The organism is Paenibacillus sp. S-12, assembly GCF_030363895.1.
In the GTDB taxonomy this organism is placed as follows: Bacteria; Bacillota; Bacilli; order Paenibacillales; family Paenibacillaceae; genus Paenibacillus_B; species Paenibacillus_B alvei.
The window spans coordinates 32529-47987 of sequence record NZ_JASIUF010000018.1 but is presented as its reverse complement, the minus strand read 5'-3'; the positions used below and the strand labels follow the sequence as shown (position 1 = coordinate 47987).

Genomic DNA, 15459 nt, shown 5'->3' with positions numbered 1-15459 from the left:
AAATGGCCGTTAGCAGGTATACAGCGGGCAGTTTACGTGATGATCTGACCTGATATACCAAGTATTAGAAAGCAAGGATGAGTGAGAATGGGGAAAATTGTACTCGTAACAGGCGGGGCACGCAGTGGCAAGAGTACGTTCGCTGAGCAATTATTCATGAGGCTGTCCCCGAACGGCGGTATCTATGCTGCTACTGCTGAAGCTCATGATGAAGAAATGATGGAGCGTATTCGGCTGCACCGGGCGAGCCGTGAAGCATCTGACTATGAATGGGCCACTGTCAATCAGCCGCTTGATTTGCCGACATGGCTAAGCCAAGCAGAGCAGCCGGCTGTGCTTGTCGATTGCTTGACGATCTGGTTGTCCAATGAGCTTTTGCGAGCCGAGCAGGAAGATGAGGCACATATGGAGGAGCAGTTGGAAAGCTGTATTCGCAGTATGCAGCAGGTGCTTCATACGATTCAAGGACGAGAGGGTATCGTCGTCATGGTCACGAACGAGGTCGGCAGCGGCGTCGTTCCTGCCTACAAGCTCGGGCGTATATTCCGCGATGCAGCAGGGCGGCTCAATCAGCGTATGGCTGCACTTGCCGATGAAGTATATTTGGTAACTGCGGGGATTCCGATCGAGCTTAAGAGCAGGATGGTAGAGCTATGAAGCAGTATGCACATGCGTTAATAGCGGCCATGCAATTCCTTACTCGTATTCCGATTCCGAAGGAAGTGCCCTTTACGAACGAGGTGCTGAAGCGCAGCACCTTGTTCTTCCCCATTGCAGGCGGCGTTGTTGGACTGATCATATGGGGCGCAGGGGCGGGGCTGTCCCTGCTGCTGCCGACAGGGCCGGCTGCAGCGATGACATTGGCGCTGATGCTGGTAGTAACGGGCGGACTGCATATGGACGGACTGATGGATACAGCAGACGGCATATTCAGCAGCCGCTCCCGCGAGCGCATGCTTGAAATTATGAAGGACAGTCGGGTCGGAGCGATGGGTGTTATCGCTTGTGTCTTGATGCTGCTGCTGAAATGGTCACTGCTCATGATTCTATTTGATGCAAATGTATGGCATATATGGATTGTCATTCCCTTTATTTGGTCTCGTGCAGCAATGGTATGGGCGATGACGAATGAACCGTATGCACGGGCTGAATCCGGGCTCGGCAGTTATTTCCAAGGGCTCACCCAGAAGCACGTGAGTGCTTCCTATGGATGTGCATGGGTGTTGACCGCTGCGGCTGTGGCTTTCATGATGCTTCCGATTCAGGTTAGCCCTCTGATGACAGTGCCGGCAGGAATTATTCCGGGATGGCCTTGGTGGCTGCTTATCGCTTCGCCGCTGCTTGGAATCGTCTCTGCATGGGGCATATCACGCTATTTGTCAAAGAAGCTGGGCGGTCTGACAGGCGATACCTATGGCGCATTGAATGAATGTACGGAAATGGTGTTCCTGCTGCTGCTCGTGGTCTTGTGCGGGATGAAAGGATGAACAAGGGATGGATGAACAGTTGAAGAAAACGATGCCGGCTCAGGGCGTTGGAACGTCGGATCAGGAGTTCGTTCGCGGTCGGACAATTATGCTGCAAGGAACGGCCTCTGATGTTGGCAAAAGTGTAGTGACCACAGCGCTGTGCCGTATCCTCAAGCAGGATGGCTACAAGGTGGCACCGTTCAAATCGCAAAATATGGCGCTGAATTCTTATGTTACGCCAGACGGCAAGGAAATTGGACGCGCCCAAGGCGTACAGGCCGAGGCGTGCGGCGTCATGGCTACGACTGATATGAACCCGGTGCTGCTAAAGCCTATGAAGGAGATGAGCGCGCAGGTTGTCGTACATGGCAAGCCGTATCAGAACTTGAGCGCTCGCGATTATCGCACAGTCTTCCTGCCGGAGGCGAAGCGCATCGTTGTTGAGGCGGTCAATCGGCTTCGGTCTGAATACGATATTGTCGTGATGGAGGGAGCAGGGAGTCCTGCCGAGATTAACCTCAAGCAGAACGATATTGTGAATATGAACATGGCAGGGTGGGCAGATGCGCCTGTTATTCTTGTAGCGGATATCGATCGCGGCGGTGTCTTCGCATCTATTGTCGGCACGCTTGAGCTGCTCGAGCCGCACGAACGAGAACGCGTTCGCGGCTTTATTATTAATAAATTTCGCGGAGATGTCACGCTTCTGCAGCCAGGACTGGATTGGCTGGAGGAACGGACAGGAAAACCGGTGCTTGGTGTGCTTCCATATGCCAACGATCTCGACATTGAGGCTGAAGACTCGGTTGCGCTGGAGCAGTGGAAGGGCAAGATAGAGCCGGACAATGATCTCGACATCGCGGTGATAGCACTGCCTCACATCTCTAACTTTACAGATATCGATCCGCTTGTTGCGGAACCGGATGTACGCGTTCGCTATGTACGAAAGCCGGAGGAACTGGGTGCCCCTGATGCAATTGTCATTCCTGGCACGAAAAGCACGATGACTGACCTCAAATGGCTGCGCTGTACAGGCTTAGCGGAGTCTATCCAGGCTTTCGTTTCAACCAGCAAGATTGCCGTTGTCGGCATCTGCGGCGGATACCAAATGCTTGGGCACAGCTTGTCCGATCCGGCAGGGGCAGAAGCTGAGGCGGGTTCCGTAATGGACGGATTGGGACTGCTGCCGCTTGCTACCGAATTTGCAGCCGATAAGCGCACGGAACGGGTATCCGGTACGGTTTGTGCTTCACAATTAGAAGGAACCCCACTATACAAGCACCCGGTTGAGGGGTATGAGATTCATATGGGACGCTCCACATTCATGGCACAGGTATCTGCTGATATGGGAGCTGAGCCGCTGTTTTTGTTAGAAGGCGATCGCGGAACAGATGGTTGTGTGACAGCTTCAGGACAGGTACTAGGCACTTATTTGCATGGCGTCTTCCATAATGATGAGTTTCGCAGAGGCTGGTTGAACCGTCTTCGTCAGGTCAAAGGGATGGAGCATCTACCGACGGCACTGAACTATAATGCCAAGCGTGAAGAGGCATTCGATCGGCTGGCTGACCTGGTGCGGAGCAGCTTGAATATGGACGCGCTTTATCAAATACTTCAACTGGATCACCACAGATCTGATCATTAGCAGGCTGGAACAGGAACGGATGCGAAAAAAAATCAAGGATGCAGGCGCAAGGGGAACGGCTTGAATTTGAAATGATTTCCCTATCGCCTTCTGCTCTTGCCTCGGCGTACTATAGACATTACAATCAAGGGAGTTCGGACATGGGCCGGAGTCCTTCTTTTTTTGCCTTAAGGTCGAATTTACGGTTGATTCAGGTGAAGGATCAATCCTCCTTGCGCTGTACTGCAAAGGAGAAGGACGTTTCGTGGATTCCATAATCGGGTAATGAATTTATTACGATGCGCTTTTATAAGTGCTGTACAGATGCTGTTACAGGTGCTGATTGCGGTTGGATACCTGATGCCCACAATCATCAGCAATGCTGCTGTATAGCTGCTTAGCAGGCGAGAGAGGATTTGCGTGTATGCTTACGATACTGATTGCTATTTTCACGATCCAAATCGTATATGTCTCCTTTTTTACGCTGCGGATGATTTTGACGTTGAAGGGGCAGCGCTATTTAGCTGCTATGATCAGTACAGTAGAAATTATCATTTACGTGCTTGGCTTGAACATGGTGCTTAAATATTTGAACGAGCCGATTAGCCTTATTGTATATGCGGCCGGTTACGGAATAGGTGTACTTGTGGGATCCTGGATCGAGGATAAGATAGCACTGGGATATGTCGTACTGAAAGTTATCGTTAATAATCCGGAGAGTGAGCTGCCAAATTATTTGCGCGACCACGGCTATGGGGTTACAACATGGATCGGCAGCGGCCGGGATGGAGATCGCTTGATGCTCGAGGTGCTGTCGCGGCGTAAAAATCGAACCAAGCTGCAAGGCTCGATATTGGATATTGAGCCTAAGGCATTTATTATTACCTCTGAACCGTCACAGTTGCATGGCGGCTTCTGGACCAAGGTGACGCGGCGCTAAGGCGCTGCGCGCCTTTTTTTCATTTTTCGTAAAATTATGCATGAAAAGAACCTCAATGAAGAGGTCAATTACGGTTCACTTCATAATTTTCCTTGTTCTTATTGATATAAAGAAAGACGCTCCCAAAAACGCTCAACAATAGTGTGAAATATAACAGAATATCAGGTAAATATTTGATTGAAACAACTTCAAGCAAATGGAGTGCAATCAATAGAATAACACCTGCATACAACATATTAAACAGCATACTATTTGTTTTATGCGTAATTTCCCTACCTCTTTCATCCTTTGCTTCCTCACTTGATTTGAATTTCAATATATACATCTGGCTAAGAAATATCACAACAATGAATACAATCTTCAACAATAACATTTTTACACCCGCTCCTTATAATCAAAGACTTCGGTTAATGTCCTGTCAAAAGCATTTGCAATTTTGAAGGCAAGAATAAGAGAAGGATTATATTTGTTTTTTTCAAGGGTTGCAATGGTTTGACGGCTAACGCCAACCCGCTTTGCAAGCTCTTCTTGTGTCCATCCCTTTTCTGCTCGGTAAACAACTAACTTGTTTTGTAACAATAGCACCACCTCTAATTATGAGTGTAAATTATTTCTTACAATTCGTAAAGTATTTTTTACAATTGGAGACGGCATAACCATTTTTTTAGATTGCAGCCTTTATTTCATTATGGGGAATATTGTTCATTAAATAATGCTTGGTTATGTGGAGTTAATCTGTCTTTATGGTGGGGTACATTGGGTATATTGCATAGTAGAAATGAAGACAATAAAACCATCCTTTTTGAAAGGGCGGTTTTTCGTTGTTTCCGTACTTCTGACGCGGGGTAAGTAATATATATAAGACTATCTTATATGTATGATTTTCACATATTTTAAGAAAAGGTTTTTATATAAGATTTTACACGAAAAAATATGTATGTAATAATAAACATAGCTGTTTTTGTTGTTTTCATAGATGATAAATTTATTATCTAATCTTATAAAAGAGGTGAGCGATGCATGATTCAATTCCAGCATGTGAACAAGGTGTATGAGGATGGCTTTCAGGCGTTGAAAGACATCAACCTTGAGTTCAAGAAAGGAGAACTGACCGTTCTTATTGGACCAAGCGGCTGCGGAAAGTCGACGACAATGAAGATGATTAATCGTCTGATGACTCCTTCAAACGGCACCATTCTCATTGACGGCAAAGACGTGTCGTCGCATAACCCCGTAGAGCTACGCCGCAACATTGGTTATGTTATTCAAAATATCGGGCTATTCCCCCATATGACGATCGGCAATAACATTGCTGTCGTTCCACGCTTGAACAAATGGGATAAAGATAAGATTGACGCCCGTATTGATGAGCTAATGCGCCTCGTTAACCTTGATCCGGAAATTTACCGCAATCGGTATCCAGCCGAATTGAGTGGCGGACAGCAGCAGCGTATTGGTGTTGCTCGCGCATTTGCAGCGGATCCAGATATTATTCTAATGGACGAACCGTTTAGTGCACTTGATCCTATTAGCCGTGAACAATTGCAGGATGAACTGATTCGATTACAGCAAGATTTTAATAAGACGATTATTTTCGTTACCCATGATATGGATGAGGCGATCAAGATTGCAGATACAATCGTGCTGATGAAGGATGGAGTGGTCGTGCAGACCGGTTCTCCAGAAAAGATTCTTCGCCATCCGGCGAATGATTTCGTTCGCACGTTCATCGGTCAAAAGAGATTGGAGAGCGAGTCTCCTATCGATATTCCAACCGTGGATGAGGTAATGGTGTCTACACCAGCGACGGCATTCCCGAATCGCGGTTTAGCGGAAGCCATCAAAATGATGGAGCATCGCAAGGTTGACTCCTTGTTCATCGTGGATCGTGCGAAGAAGCTCCAAGGCATTGTATCGATCTATAATGTGCTCGATCAGTACGGTGAGGAAGGCAAAACCGTCAAAGATGTTATGAAGCCGATCGGCTATTCCGTTCCACCGGGAACGCCGCTGCCTGATGCCTTGAATATGATGAACGATCATCGCTTGACCAATCTGGCGGTGGTCGATGATACGGGGACATTTGTGGGACTCATTACGCGGGGAAGTGTCGTCAAGCATTTGTCCGAGGTATATCCAGCTGTCGTGGATAAGCTGGCGAAAGCTTATGCGGAGGAGGCCTGATGGATGATGAATGAATGGTGGACGTTCTTTCAGGAGCGAGGCGCAGACATAATCATGGCGCTTCGCGAGCATTTGGCGATTACGGCCGCTTCTGTACTGCTGGGTTGCTTGGCAGCAATCCCATTAGGAATCGTGCTTGTCTACAATCGCGTGAAGTGGGTGAACAGCATTGTGTTCTTTGCTGCGAACCTGTTGCAGACGATTCCAAGCCTTGCGCTGCTCGCGATTCTGATACCGCTGATGGGCATTGGGATGAAGCCGGCAATTATCGCCTTGTTTTTGTATTCTATAATGCCGATTCTGCGCAATACGTATGATGGCTTCGAGTCGGTCGATCGCGGCGTGCTGGAATCCGCACGGGGCATGGGATACGATACGATGCAGCGTATTCTTCGCATTCAGCTTCCTCTGGCGCTTCCTTATATCATGTCGGGCATTCGAATTACGACTGTGTACATTATCAGTTGGGCCACGTTAGCAGCACTTATCGGTGCAGGTGGTCTTGGACAGCTAATCGTATCCGGTCTTGGCGTAAATAAGCCGGAATTGATTGTCGCAGGAGCAGTTGGAGCCATTGTGCTGGCATTTGTCATTGACGCATTGCTGGGCTGGATTGAGCGAGCACTGACACGCCGTTTCGGACGGACGAGCAGCATGACGGCATAAGTTATTGCCGTACGTGAACGGGGTGGACAGTCGGATAAAGGATAGAAGTGTAAGGCAGGATGTTCATCGCAGCGCTGAATGTGAGCGAATCAAGTAAAGCATTAAGTTGAATGAAACTCGGAACTCGGTTAGCTGGGATTTGAGCTGGATTTAGTTGAATCGTGATGAACACCTGTCCTGAATGTCTGAATGAAGGAGGGCGCACATATGAAGATGCGACAGAAATGGGCTGTTGGCGGAACAGCACTCATGGTAATGCTGGCATTGTTGTTGTCTGCTTGTGGAGCGGATAACCGGATCATTATCGGCACCCAGACATTTTCGGAAACCAAAATTATTGCGGAAATGTATAAAGCACTTATTGAAGATCGTACGAATATCAAGGTCAAGGTACTGCCGGATTTAGCGGCTAGTCCTGTAGTCATCAATGCGATGAAGAAGAATGAAGTACAGATGGCAACCTTGTACACGGGTGAGATCTTCAACAATCACTTTCCGGTGAAAGAGACGAAGAATCGCCAGGAGGTATTGAAGCAGGCTCAGCAGGGTTTTGATAAATATTTTGACTTCAAATGGTATGAGCCGCTTGGATTCGAGAATACGTATGCCTTTACGATCCAGAAAAAGCTGGCGGATGAGAAAGGATACAAGACGATATCGGATGTGGCCAAAGATGCAGGCAGCTTGAGGTTGGGCGTTGACACGACTTGGCTGGAGCGTGATGCGGATGGATATAAGGGCTTCCAGCGAACTTATGGCTTTGCCTTTGGCAAGGAATTTCCAATGGAGATGAGTCTGGTATATGAGGCTGTTGCCAACAACCAGGTGGATATTGTGCTTGCCTATTCCACCGATTCGCGCTTGAAAGCCTATAATTTAACAACGATTAAGGACGACAAGCAATTCTTCCCTCCTTATGATGCATCCCCGGTCATCCGCAAGGATGTGCTGGAAAAGCACCCAGAGCTGAATGACGTGATCGGGCTGCTCTTGGGTACGCTGGATGAGAAGACGATGATCGATCTCAATTATCAAGTGGATATTGAGAAAAAAAGCGAGCGTGAGGTTGCTGTCGATTATTTAACTAAGGTCGGCTTGCTAAAGAGCTAGGGAAGGAGGATACGAATGAGCAATTATGAGTGGTCAATCGCAGATTTATTGTCATATATGGGTAGAAACAGCGGTATGCTGTGGGAGTATTTTATTACACATGTGGTGATGGTGCTGGCAGGCATCGGTCTTGCACTCGCAATCGGAATCCCGCTTGGTGTGCTCTGTTCCCGGAATGAGAAGCTGGCTAAGTTCATCTTGGCAATAACCAGCATGCTGCAGGTTGTACCGAGCTTGGCGCTGCTGGTGCTGCTAATGCTCGTGTTCGGTCTCGGGACAACGACCGTTGTCGTTGGTCTGCTGCTTTACTCCTTGAATCCAATCGTTCGCAACACATATGTCGGCTTGAAGCAGGTGAACGGAAGCTATGTGGAAGCGGGACGCGGACTTGGCATGAGCTCGATGCAGCTCATGTTCAAGGTGAGATTCCCACTGGCGCTGCCTTATGTCATTTCAGGACTTCGCATTGCGGCCGTCATTGCAATCGGGGTTGCGACTATCGCGCCTCTCGTCGGCGGCGATGGATTGGGTAGAGAAATCTATTCTGGATTGAACGGGCAAAATCCGCTCCGCTTGTATGCGGGAGCGATTCCAGCGGCACTGCTGGCCATCGTTGCGGATATCATATTTGGTGTGATGCAGCGCAAGCTCAACTTTGCGCAGCGGACGTCTAGTTCAGGTTCTCGGCAGAGTGCCTCTTCTTCGAAGTAAAACTAGGCTACGGTGAATTCAAGAAATGAAATGCTGAGGGTGATCGAAAAAGGAGCATCGAATATATCGGTGCTTCTTTTTTTTATTTTTGCCGCATGTGAACGATACATGAATATCTTCTTATTATTGTTACAATTTGGAATTAATGAGTTATACTTGAAACGAATCGAGCTGTTTTAAGGGCGAGCTTGTAAGCAGCGAGTCAGATCAACCGGAGGCAAGGGCGCCCCATATCAAAGATTTGATCGGGGGAAAGCAAAAATGGGACAAGCACTGATGCAATTATACGCATATGTACAGAATGCGAACCAAGAGCTTCAGGCGGTCGTCTATGATGAATTTCGCAAGCTTGTGTACGCCGACATTTATTCCATCGTTCAAGATCGCTCGTTAACGGAGGATGTCATTCAAGAAGCCTCGATGAAGGCGTTGACGAATATCCACCATGTGCGGCATCCTGCCGCCATTCGTTCCTGGCTCAAGCAAGTTGCGCGCCACACCGCGTTCGATGTTCTTCGCAAAAATAAAAGCCACAATTTGAAAGCAGGCGAGTCCATGCTGCACACAGCCAACTCAACCCCGCTTGCCCAAACGGAACCGGACATATCGATTACAGTGGAAAATAAATTGCGGGATTCCTTATTGCATCAATCGATGAGTGAATTGAAATCCCATTACCAAGCCCTGCTTCGTCTGCACTATTTTGAAAATAAATCGTATAAAGAGATCTCCAAGGAATTGCACTTGTCCGAGCAAGTGATAAGCCAACGGCTGGCTCGCGCACGAATCAAGCTTCGGCAGCAATTTTCGAAGAAGTGGTCTTAACTTTGCATTTCGAATTCTAAGTGACGGATTCTAATTGATAAATTTTTCGTTAGAAAAGAGCTTGTGTGTACGTCTTTATTTATAAGACCTTCAGTTCCGAATTCAAGGTCACTTTACATATCGAGAAAGGGGTAAAACCACGATGAAGAAAAAGTTTTCGATCGTAACGGTGCTAAGCCTCGTCCTGCTGCTCGTATTTCAAATGAGCGTGGTGTCTGCAGCCGAGGGCAGACTTTCAGAAGCGCTTCCAGCAATAACGCAAGAGGATGCATCATCACTGCATGCCGCGATTGATAATGCGGAGCCTATTACACAGCTCATGAAAGCCGCACCTGCAGATGGCTTAAATGGCGCCTTGCAGCATACGATTGATACTCCCGTGAATTTGAATGATGCCGCATCTATTCAGCCCCTGACAAGCTCTCTTCGCACATTGGCGGAGTCGACCAGCTCGGTTACAACCGCCACTTATACCGGGGTTATACCGAAGGAAGGGGAAGCCGTCCATTTATATCCGATTTACGTGAAGCCGGGAGAAGTGCTGCAGGTACAGCTCGATCCGCCATTGTCGCCGCAGTTGAACTATGATCTGTATTTGTACGAATTCGATATGGCAACAGGCAATATCATTACGACGCCAATTGATCAATCGATTTACGGAACGTATATGAATAATTATGAGAACGGAACGCGCACATTATCTGAAAACGTGGGTACGAAAAACACGACGTCGGGTGTTAAGGCTTATCTCGTCGAGGTACTCGCCAAGCAGGGCGGAAGCATCAATGATCCGTTTACCGTCACGCTGGCCGTCAGTTCGGAATATGACGCCTATGAGACGGATGAAAATGCATTTCACGCCTATGGATTTACAGTGAACACATCGGGGTCATCGTTGAACACGCGTTCGATCAGCTCTCCAATCGATAATGATTGGTTCGCGATAAATGTACCGGAAAATCGCAATTATGACGCTTTGAACTTAACACTGGATAATACCTCCATGAGCAAAGGACATAAGGTTGAAGTATACGGGGCATATGAAGGCAATCAAATGAGGCTGCTGTCATCTCCGACAGACAAAAATGTTCGAATAGGAACGGGTACATTCTATGTTCGTGTCTATACGACGGGCCAATATGATAATACCAATTACACGTTGACTGTTAGACCGGTACTGCGTGCAGACAAGATTTCCATTATCGGCTTTAATTCCAAGGAAGGCCCGAATGATTATCCGACTTACCAATACGGCAGACATTTCCGTGCAAAAGACACGCTCACGGTAAGCGGCAAGGTGACAACATCGGATAATTTTGCGGTCGCTAATGCGAAAGTGGATGTTCTATGGCTGAATAAGAATTGGACGGAAGGCAGCGGCAATCGTACCCGCACTGCTTCCGTGTATACGGATGCCAACGGAAACTTTACGGCTACATTAAGCCTGCCGGCTTCAACGGGAAGCATAATGGAATTTTTACCGGGACCTATTAATTTCACGCATTATTATGACTTGAGCGGCATTAACGTACAAGTGTCCGAACGTCCGAACGTAAGTGCAACGGATATTATCTATCACTTCGCTTACAGCTTGTACGGAGGAAGAGGTTAATTGTTCACGGATGAATGTGACGATTGATGGTGATGGTTAATTAGCGAGTGTTCTTCATTATTAGTCGCAAGCTGCTATAGCCTCCAATCTCGCCTAACTAGCGTGCTGGAGGCTTTGTTGTGTAGATGTACTTATGCTTTCTTACTGACTTGAGAATGAAATGTAAATCATTGGATGCCGGTGGTCGATATATGTTGTAGAACCCTGAAATTATCCAACATACCTATTCAAATGATAGAGCATACGTCGTATGCCATCATGCAGGAGGCAGCCATGAAAATAAACAATCCAATGATTTCACCGAAGCTGTATGAAAGCTATGGGCAATCGAGCAGGCAAATGAGAACCGATACGGGCATAATGAACGGCGTCAATCACGACTCCGTTGAAATTAGCCCAACCGGACGGCAGCTAGCTGTTGGTGCTATTGAACATCATGTTGGTTCTTATTATGGAAATGCGGACATCCATGATTCGCTGCAGCGCATTTTGGAAGGAAAATCGCCCGAAATTAAAAAAGCTGTGTATACAGTCATTGAATCCAATCTGGCTCCCGGCGGCTCTGTTCCTGATGATGCGGATCGCTCAGCTTTGCTGGAGTTAGGGTTGACCCAAGCCAAATATATCGCACAGCATTATTTTACGGATGAAGAGGGCTCGGAACTGCTTAGCACGTTCAACAACATTGCTGCGTTGTCGCAGAAGCGAGCAGATGGGACGGCAGCCGGAACGAATCCATATCGAGAGCCTACTCCCAAACCAGCAGGAGCGCCGGATGATTATGTGAATATTACGGACTTGATGAGAAGGTTCGCACCTGAAAGTCATCAGCAAATGGAGGATGCTATTAGCCAAGGCGGAGACTGGTTCGGCGTCCTGATGAAATTCGCACAGCGTATACCGCAGAATAAGGGCTGGATGGACAAATATCGAGAGGAAATTGCCGTCGCCAAGCAAGAGGCTCCTCCTATTAAGGTGGATAGCCGGTTTGATAAGGCGAACATGTCAGGCATGGGAGTCTTCGTCAAGGATATTCAGCAGCTTCTTCATCAATTGCCGAATGCCGACCGTGAAATTTTGGATCGTAATATCGCCTATTTTGCTCATATGCTTGGACATCCGATGGCATAATACATTGAATTGTAAATCCAGAGTCGCGCTTTTAATGGATAAAAGCTGCGGCTCTTTTTTGTGCATGCAGGATGAAGATAAACATTTATTTCAAGTTGATATGTCAATATTGACACAATAGGCTGGAGAGGATTACACTAGAAAAAGGCCGTGTTACTGCGTGGATGCTATGACATGGATGAACAAATAATAGGTTAAATCGAATTTAGAAAGCTGTGATGTATGCATATGGGAGAACAAAGTCAACACACGATGACCAACAGGATGTTTTGGAGTATTATGTTTGCCATCTTTTTTGGAAATTTCTTGGCCGTATTAAGCACGAATACCGTCAATATTGCACTGCCGGTAATGATGACCCATTTTGACACGGATTTGACGACGATTCAGTGGGTATTGACGGGATTTATGCTGGCAACAGGGATTATTGCGCCTGCTGTCGGATATTTGGGCAATCGATTCAGCACGAAACGGCTGTACTTAGTTGCCCTTAGCGGATTTGTGATTTGTTCCGTGTTATGTGCGGTGTCCTGGAGTGAATGGAGCCTGATTGTATTCCGTGTCCTTCAAGGGATGTTCAGCGGCATCATTATGCCGACGACGATGTCTGTCGTATATCAGGTAGTTCCTCGTGAACGCCAGTCGATGGCGATAAGCCTGTGGGGATTGTCCGCCATGCTCGCGCCAGCTGTTGGCCCGACATTGGCCGGATGGATTGTCCATGTTGGGGATTGGCACTGGTTGTTTTGGATGAACGTACCTATCGGCATCATTGCGATGATTTCGGTCATGCGGTATATTCCAATGTATCGCCTTGCCTCAGGAGATACATTTGATAAGCTTGGTTTCTTCACCGTAGCGCTGGGCAGCTTGCTGCTGCTGCTTGCCTTTGGCAATTTGTCCAACTGGGGCTGGGGTTCTTGGAAGACGATTGGCTGCATCATCGTCGGTATAATCATTCTCATCGCCTTCGTACGCCGCTCTCTTCGCATTGAGCATCCTTTGCTCAATTTCCGCGTGTTCCGTTATAAGCGGTTCGCATTTAGCATGATACTGGTTACGATCGTGACGATTAGTTTGTATGCTGGTGCATTATTAACACCATTATTTTTACAGCGTGTACAGGGCTCTTCGACATTGGTATCTGGACTTGTCTTGCTTCCGGCATCAGCGCTTATGGCCTTCGTTATGCCATTCACTGGACGCTGGTATGAGCGGTTTGGGCCAGTGAAGCTCATCTCAACAGGGCTGCTGCTGATGGTCATTGGCACGTATGAACTAGGACGACTGCATGTTGATACACCTCATAGCTATATTACGCTGTGGATGGCTGTTCGCAATGTAGGTATTGCTCTTGCGAATACCCCGATATTGAATGCAGGCATGTCTGCGATTCCTCGCGAGCTGTCAGGCTATGGATCTTCGATCAACAGTTGGCTGCGCCAAGGGATGGCGAGCTTGTCCATCGGCTTGTTTACGTCCTTGCTTGCTGTACGCGCACTTCATCACGCAGGGGAGTTGCATGGCTTGATCGCCGACGCGACATTGCTGCAAAATACAGCATTTACAATGAGCATCAATGAGGTGAACATGATCAGCATGGTCATGACCCTGATTGGCTTGCCATTCGTATACTGGCTTGGGAAAGCCCCGAATCGTGAGAAATTTCCGGAATCTCTTCCTACTAAATCAGGTTAATGAATTGATTCTTGACAATTGAAAATGTACTGCAACGAATAGAAGAAAGCCCGCTCTGTGTTGTCATACATGGAGCGGGTTGTTTATGTGGGCAAATTTGCAAGTTGGGTGTACAATGGATGGGAAGTTATGGATTTTTGTCAGATAAGCTTTGATGAATTGCCAATGATAACTGAATACTCGTGCAAGTAGTGCATGGGTGCGCTGCAGTAATTTCATGATGTGGCAGGTGATGCACATGACTGAGGAAAGGAAGCTTGACGGCAGGCGAGCTGAATTAGCGAGCGATGTGATCCTCTTTCGTTCTGAGCAAGAGATGAGAGCACATTTGCCCTGTAAAATGTATAAAATCAATCAAACGTTGGGGAGCATATGGGATCACACCCACGATTATATCCAGATTTGGTACGTCGTCAAAGGGGAGTTCAAGCACTCTATTCATCATCGAACGTATAACATGGTTAAGGGCAATTTATTTGTCATTCCTCCTTACGCAGTTCATCGGGTTGACATGATTCCCGGTCAGGAGATGGAAGTGATCGGCTGTGAGTTTCTGCCGCACTTTATTAATGAGCGATTCGAGCAATCTGAGTGGAGCCAAGAGTGCTTTGATTTTTCTTATTTGGAGAAATTCTTGATCGATGAGAAGCAGGTGACGCCCAAAATTGCCTTGACCGGGGATTCCGATATGGAGGTAGCCCGTCTGCTTACTGAAATGCTGGAGGAGTACGGTCATTCCAACCGCTATTTCGAGCTTATGCTCAAGGCGAATTTGCTCAAGCTGCTCTCTGTCATCATCCGTGAATATTCCAAGCTGGCAGATAGGCCAAGCGAGGAGGATGAACGGGTGGAGAAGTATCGAGGGCTTATGAATGCCGTTATGGAATATATTCATGGACATTTCGCTGAAGAGCTGAGGCTTGAGCGATTATGCCGTCAATTTAACATCTCGAAAACTTATTTTTGCCACTTGTTCAAGCGGTTTACGGGGAAAACCTTTAATGATTATTTGATTAATTTGCGCGTAAATAAAGCTGCGGAATGGCTTATAGAGACAAATATGTCTGTGACCGAGATTTGCTTCGGCTCAGGCTTCAATGATTTGGCCTATTTCTCACGCATATTTAAGCGTTATACAGGTATGGCGCCTTCCCAATTTAAGAAAAAGGCGCTGGCCGATCGTTTATCGTGATCCATGCTGCTTGACGATGTATCTGATCATTTTGTATACTGGGAAATATTATGTAGCAAGGGGAGATTTTAATGTTGGTGAGCGTTCTTAACTAGTGAATTCCATAGTGAGGCGAACAGCTTTGTTGCAGGGCATGTTCAATAAGTGAATGTGAACATCCCTGAAAATTGGCGTCCTTGGTGACGTTTATTTGAGCATGCTGTACTGAAGCCTCCGGAAACGAGTTAAGAACAGCGGATAAGCAATTCTACGCCAGCATTTCATTCTCTTGCTCCCGGATTCGTGTTGCATCAGCAC

The 15459-nt window shown here is 47.2% G+C and carries 15 protein-coding genes; 13 read left to right on the top strand and 2 right to left on the bottom strand.

Translation table 11 applies throughout. From position 1 onward, the window contains the following. The first annotated feature begins 87 nt into the window (after positions 1-87). The 4 genes from cobU (at position 88) to NO352_RS17600 (ending at position 4033) form a co-directional block, all read left to right on the top strand. A complete protein-coding gene (gene cobU, locus NO352_RS17615) occupies positions 88-657 on the top strand; it encodes a bifunctional adenosylcobinamide kinase/adenosylcobinamide-phosphate guanylyltransferase (RefSeq protein WP_005548992.1) in 570 nt (189 codons plus the stop codon). Next, the gene (gene cobS / locus NO352_RS17610) at positions 654-1487 is read left to right on the top strand and encodes an adenosylcobinamide-GDP ribazoletransferase (RefSeq protein WP_289356296.1); all 834 of its coding nucleotides are present in this window, start codon (positions 654-656) and stop codon (positions 1485-1487) included. The genes cobU and cobS overlap by 4 nt, the downstream gene beginning before the upstream one ends. Positions 1488-1494: 7 nt before the next feature. After that, complete coding sequence (locus tag NO352_RS17605) at positions 1495-3114, top strand: cobyric acid synthase (protein WP_289356294.1); 1620 nt, start codon at positions 1495-1497, stop codon at positions 3112-3114. Between the two features lie 403 nt (positions 3115-3517). Beyond that, the gene (locus NO352_RS17600) at positions 3518-4033 is read left to right on the top strand and encodes a DUF2179 domain-containing protein (RefSeq protein ID WP_005548988.1); all 516 of its coding nucleotides are present in this window, start codon (positions 3518-3520) and stop codon (positions 4031-4033) included. Between the two features lie 64 nt (positions 4034-4097). Here NO352_RS17600 and NO352_RS17595 read toward each other — a convergent pair whose 3' ends face one another. Continuing rightward, a complete protein-coding gene (locus tag NO352_RS17595) occupies positions 4098-4406 on the bottom strand; it encodes a hypothetical protein (RefSeq protein ID WP_289356293.1) in 309 nt (102 codons plus the stop codon). A 2-nt stretch (positions 4407-4408) separates the two neighbouring features. Then, complete coding sequence (locus NO352_RS17590) at positions 4409-4612, bottom strand: helix-turn-helix transcriptional regulator (protein WP_197268788.1); 204 nt, start codon at positions 4610-4612, stop codon at positions 4409-4411. Between the two features lie 441 nt (positions 4613-5053). Between NO352_RS17590 and NO352_RS17585 the strand changes: the two genes are divergently transcribed. The 9 genes from NO352_RS17585 (at position 5054) to NO352_RS17545 (ending at position 15162) form a co-directional block, all read left to right on the top strand. Then, positions 5054-6217, top strand: coding sequence for a betaine/proline/choline family ABC transporter ATP-binding protein (locus tag NO352_RS17585; RefSeq protein ID WP_005548983.1), 1164 nt, complete (start codon positions 5054-5056; stop codon positions 6215-6217). 6 nt (positions 6218-6223) lie between these two features. Next, entirely contained in the window at positions 6224-6883 is a 660-nt protein-coding gene (locus NO352_RS17580) for an ABC transporter permease (RefSeq protein WP_268593831.1), read from the top strand. A 207-nt stretch (positions 6884-7090) separates the two neighbouring features. Beyond that, positions 7091-7993 (top strand): glycine betaine ABC transporter substrate-binding protein, encoded by a 903-nt coding sequence (locus NO352_RS17575; protein WP_268599785.1) that lies wholly within the window; start codon positions 7091-7093, stop codon positions 7991-7993. Positions 7994-8008: 15 nt separating this feature from the next. Further along, positions 8009-8704, top strand: coding sequence for an ABC transporter permease (locus tag NO352_RS17570; protein WP_005548978.1), 696 nt, complete (start codon positions 8009-8011; stop codon positions 8702-8704). A gap of 261 nt (positions 8705-8965) precedes the next feature. After that, positions 8966-9529 (top strand): RNA polymerase sigma factor, encoded by a 564-nt coding sequence (locus NO352_RS17565; RefSeq protein WP_268621553.1) that lies wholly within the window; start codon positions 8966-8968, stop codon positions 9527-9529. A gap of 142 nt (positions 9530-9671) precedes the next feature. Beyond that, positions 9672-11141, top strand: a complete 1470-nt coding sequence (locus NO352_RS17560) for a carboxypeptidase-like regulatory domain-containing protein (RefSeq protein ID WP_289356291.1) — start codon at positions 9672-9674, stop codon at positions 11139-11141. A gap of 273 nt (positions 11142-11414) precedes the next feature. After that, positions 11415-12272, top strand: coding sequence for a hypothetical protein (locus tag NO352_RS17555; protein WP_289356290.1), 858 nt, complete (start codon positions 11415-11417; stop codon positions 12270-12272). Between the two features lie 279 nt (positions 12273-12551). After that, entirely contained in the window at positions 12552-13970 is a 1419-nt protein-coding gene (locus tag NO352_RS17550; RefSeq protein WP_289356289.1) for an MDR family MFS transporter, read from the top strand. 238 nt (positions 13971-14208) lie between these two features. Beyond that, positions 14209-15162: a helix-turn-helix transcriptional regulator gene (locus NO352_RS17545; protein WP_289356288.1), complete on the top strand. Its 954-nt coding sequence runs from the start codon at positions 14209-14211 to the stop codon at positions 15160-15162. Positions 15163-15459: the final 297 nt, after the last annotated feature.

Bases quoted from the DNA above. Each gene is read 5' to 3' on its own strand.
- NO352_RS17570 (WP_005548978.1), top strand. From the start codon at position 8,009: ATGAGCAATTATGAGTGGTCAATCGCAGATTTATTGTCATATATGGGT.
- NO352_RS17555 (WP_289356290.1), top strand. From the start codon at position 11,415: ATGAAAATAAACAATCCAATGATTTCACCGAAGCTGTATGAAAGCTAT.
- NO352_RS17545 (WP_289356288.1), top strand. From the start codon at position 14,209: ATGACTGAGGAAAGGAAGCTTGACGGCAGGCGAGCTGAATTAGCGAGC.
- NO352_RS17560 (WP_289356291.1), top strand. From the start codon at position 9,672: ATGAAGAAAAAGTTTTCGATCGTAACGGTGCTAAGCCTCGTCCTGCTG.
- NO352_RS17600 (WP_005548988.1), top strand. From the start codon at position 3,518: ATGCTTACGATACTGATTGCTATTTTCACGATCCAAATCGTATATGTC.
- cobS (WP_289356296.1), top strand. From the start codon at position 654: ATGAAGCAGTATGCACATGCGTTAATAGCGGCCATGCAATTCCTTACT.
- NO352_RS17565 (WP_268621553.1), top strand. From the start codon at position 8,966: ATGGGACAAGCACTGATGCAATTATACGCATATGTACAGAATGCGAAC.
- cobU (WP_005548992.1), top strand. From the start codon at position 88: ATGGGGAAAATTGTACTCGTAACAGGCGGGGCACGCAGTGGCAAGAGT.
- NO352_RS17595 (WP_289356293.1), bottom strand. From the start codon at position 4,406: ATGTTATTGTTGAAGATTGTATTCATTGTTGTGATATTTCTTAGCCAG.
- NO352_RS17575 (WP_268599785.1), top strand. From the start codon at position 7,091: ATGAAGATGCGACAGAAATGGGCTGTTGGCGGAACAGCACTCATGGTA.
- NO352_RS17550 (WP_289356289.1), top strand. From the start codon at position 12,552: ATGTTTGCCATCTTTTTTGGAAATTTCTTGGCCGTATTAAGCACGAAT.
- NO352_RS17605 (WP_289356294.1), top strand. From the start codon at position 1,495: ATGGATGAACAGTTGAAGAAAACGATGCCGGCTCAGGGCGTTGGAACG.
- NO352_RS17585 (WP_005548983.1), top strand. From the start codon at position 5,054: ATGATTCAATTCCAGCATGTGAACAAGGTGTATGAGGATGGCTTTCAG.
- NO352_RS17580 (WP_268593831.1), top strand. From the start codon at position 6,224: ATGAATGAATGGTGGACGTTCTTTCAGGAGCGAGGCGCAGACATAATC.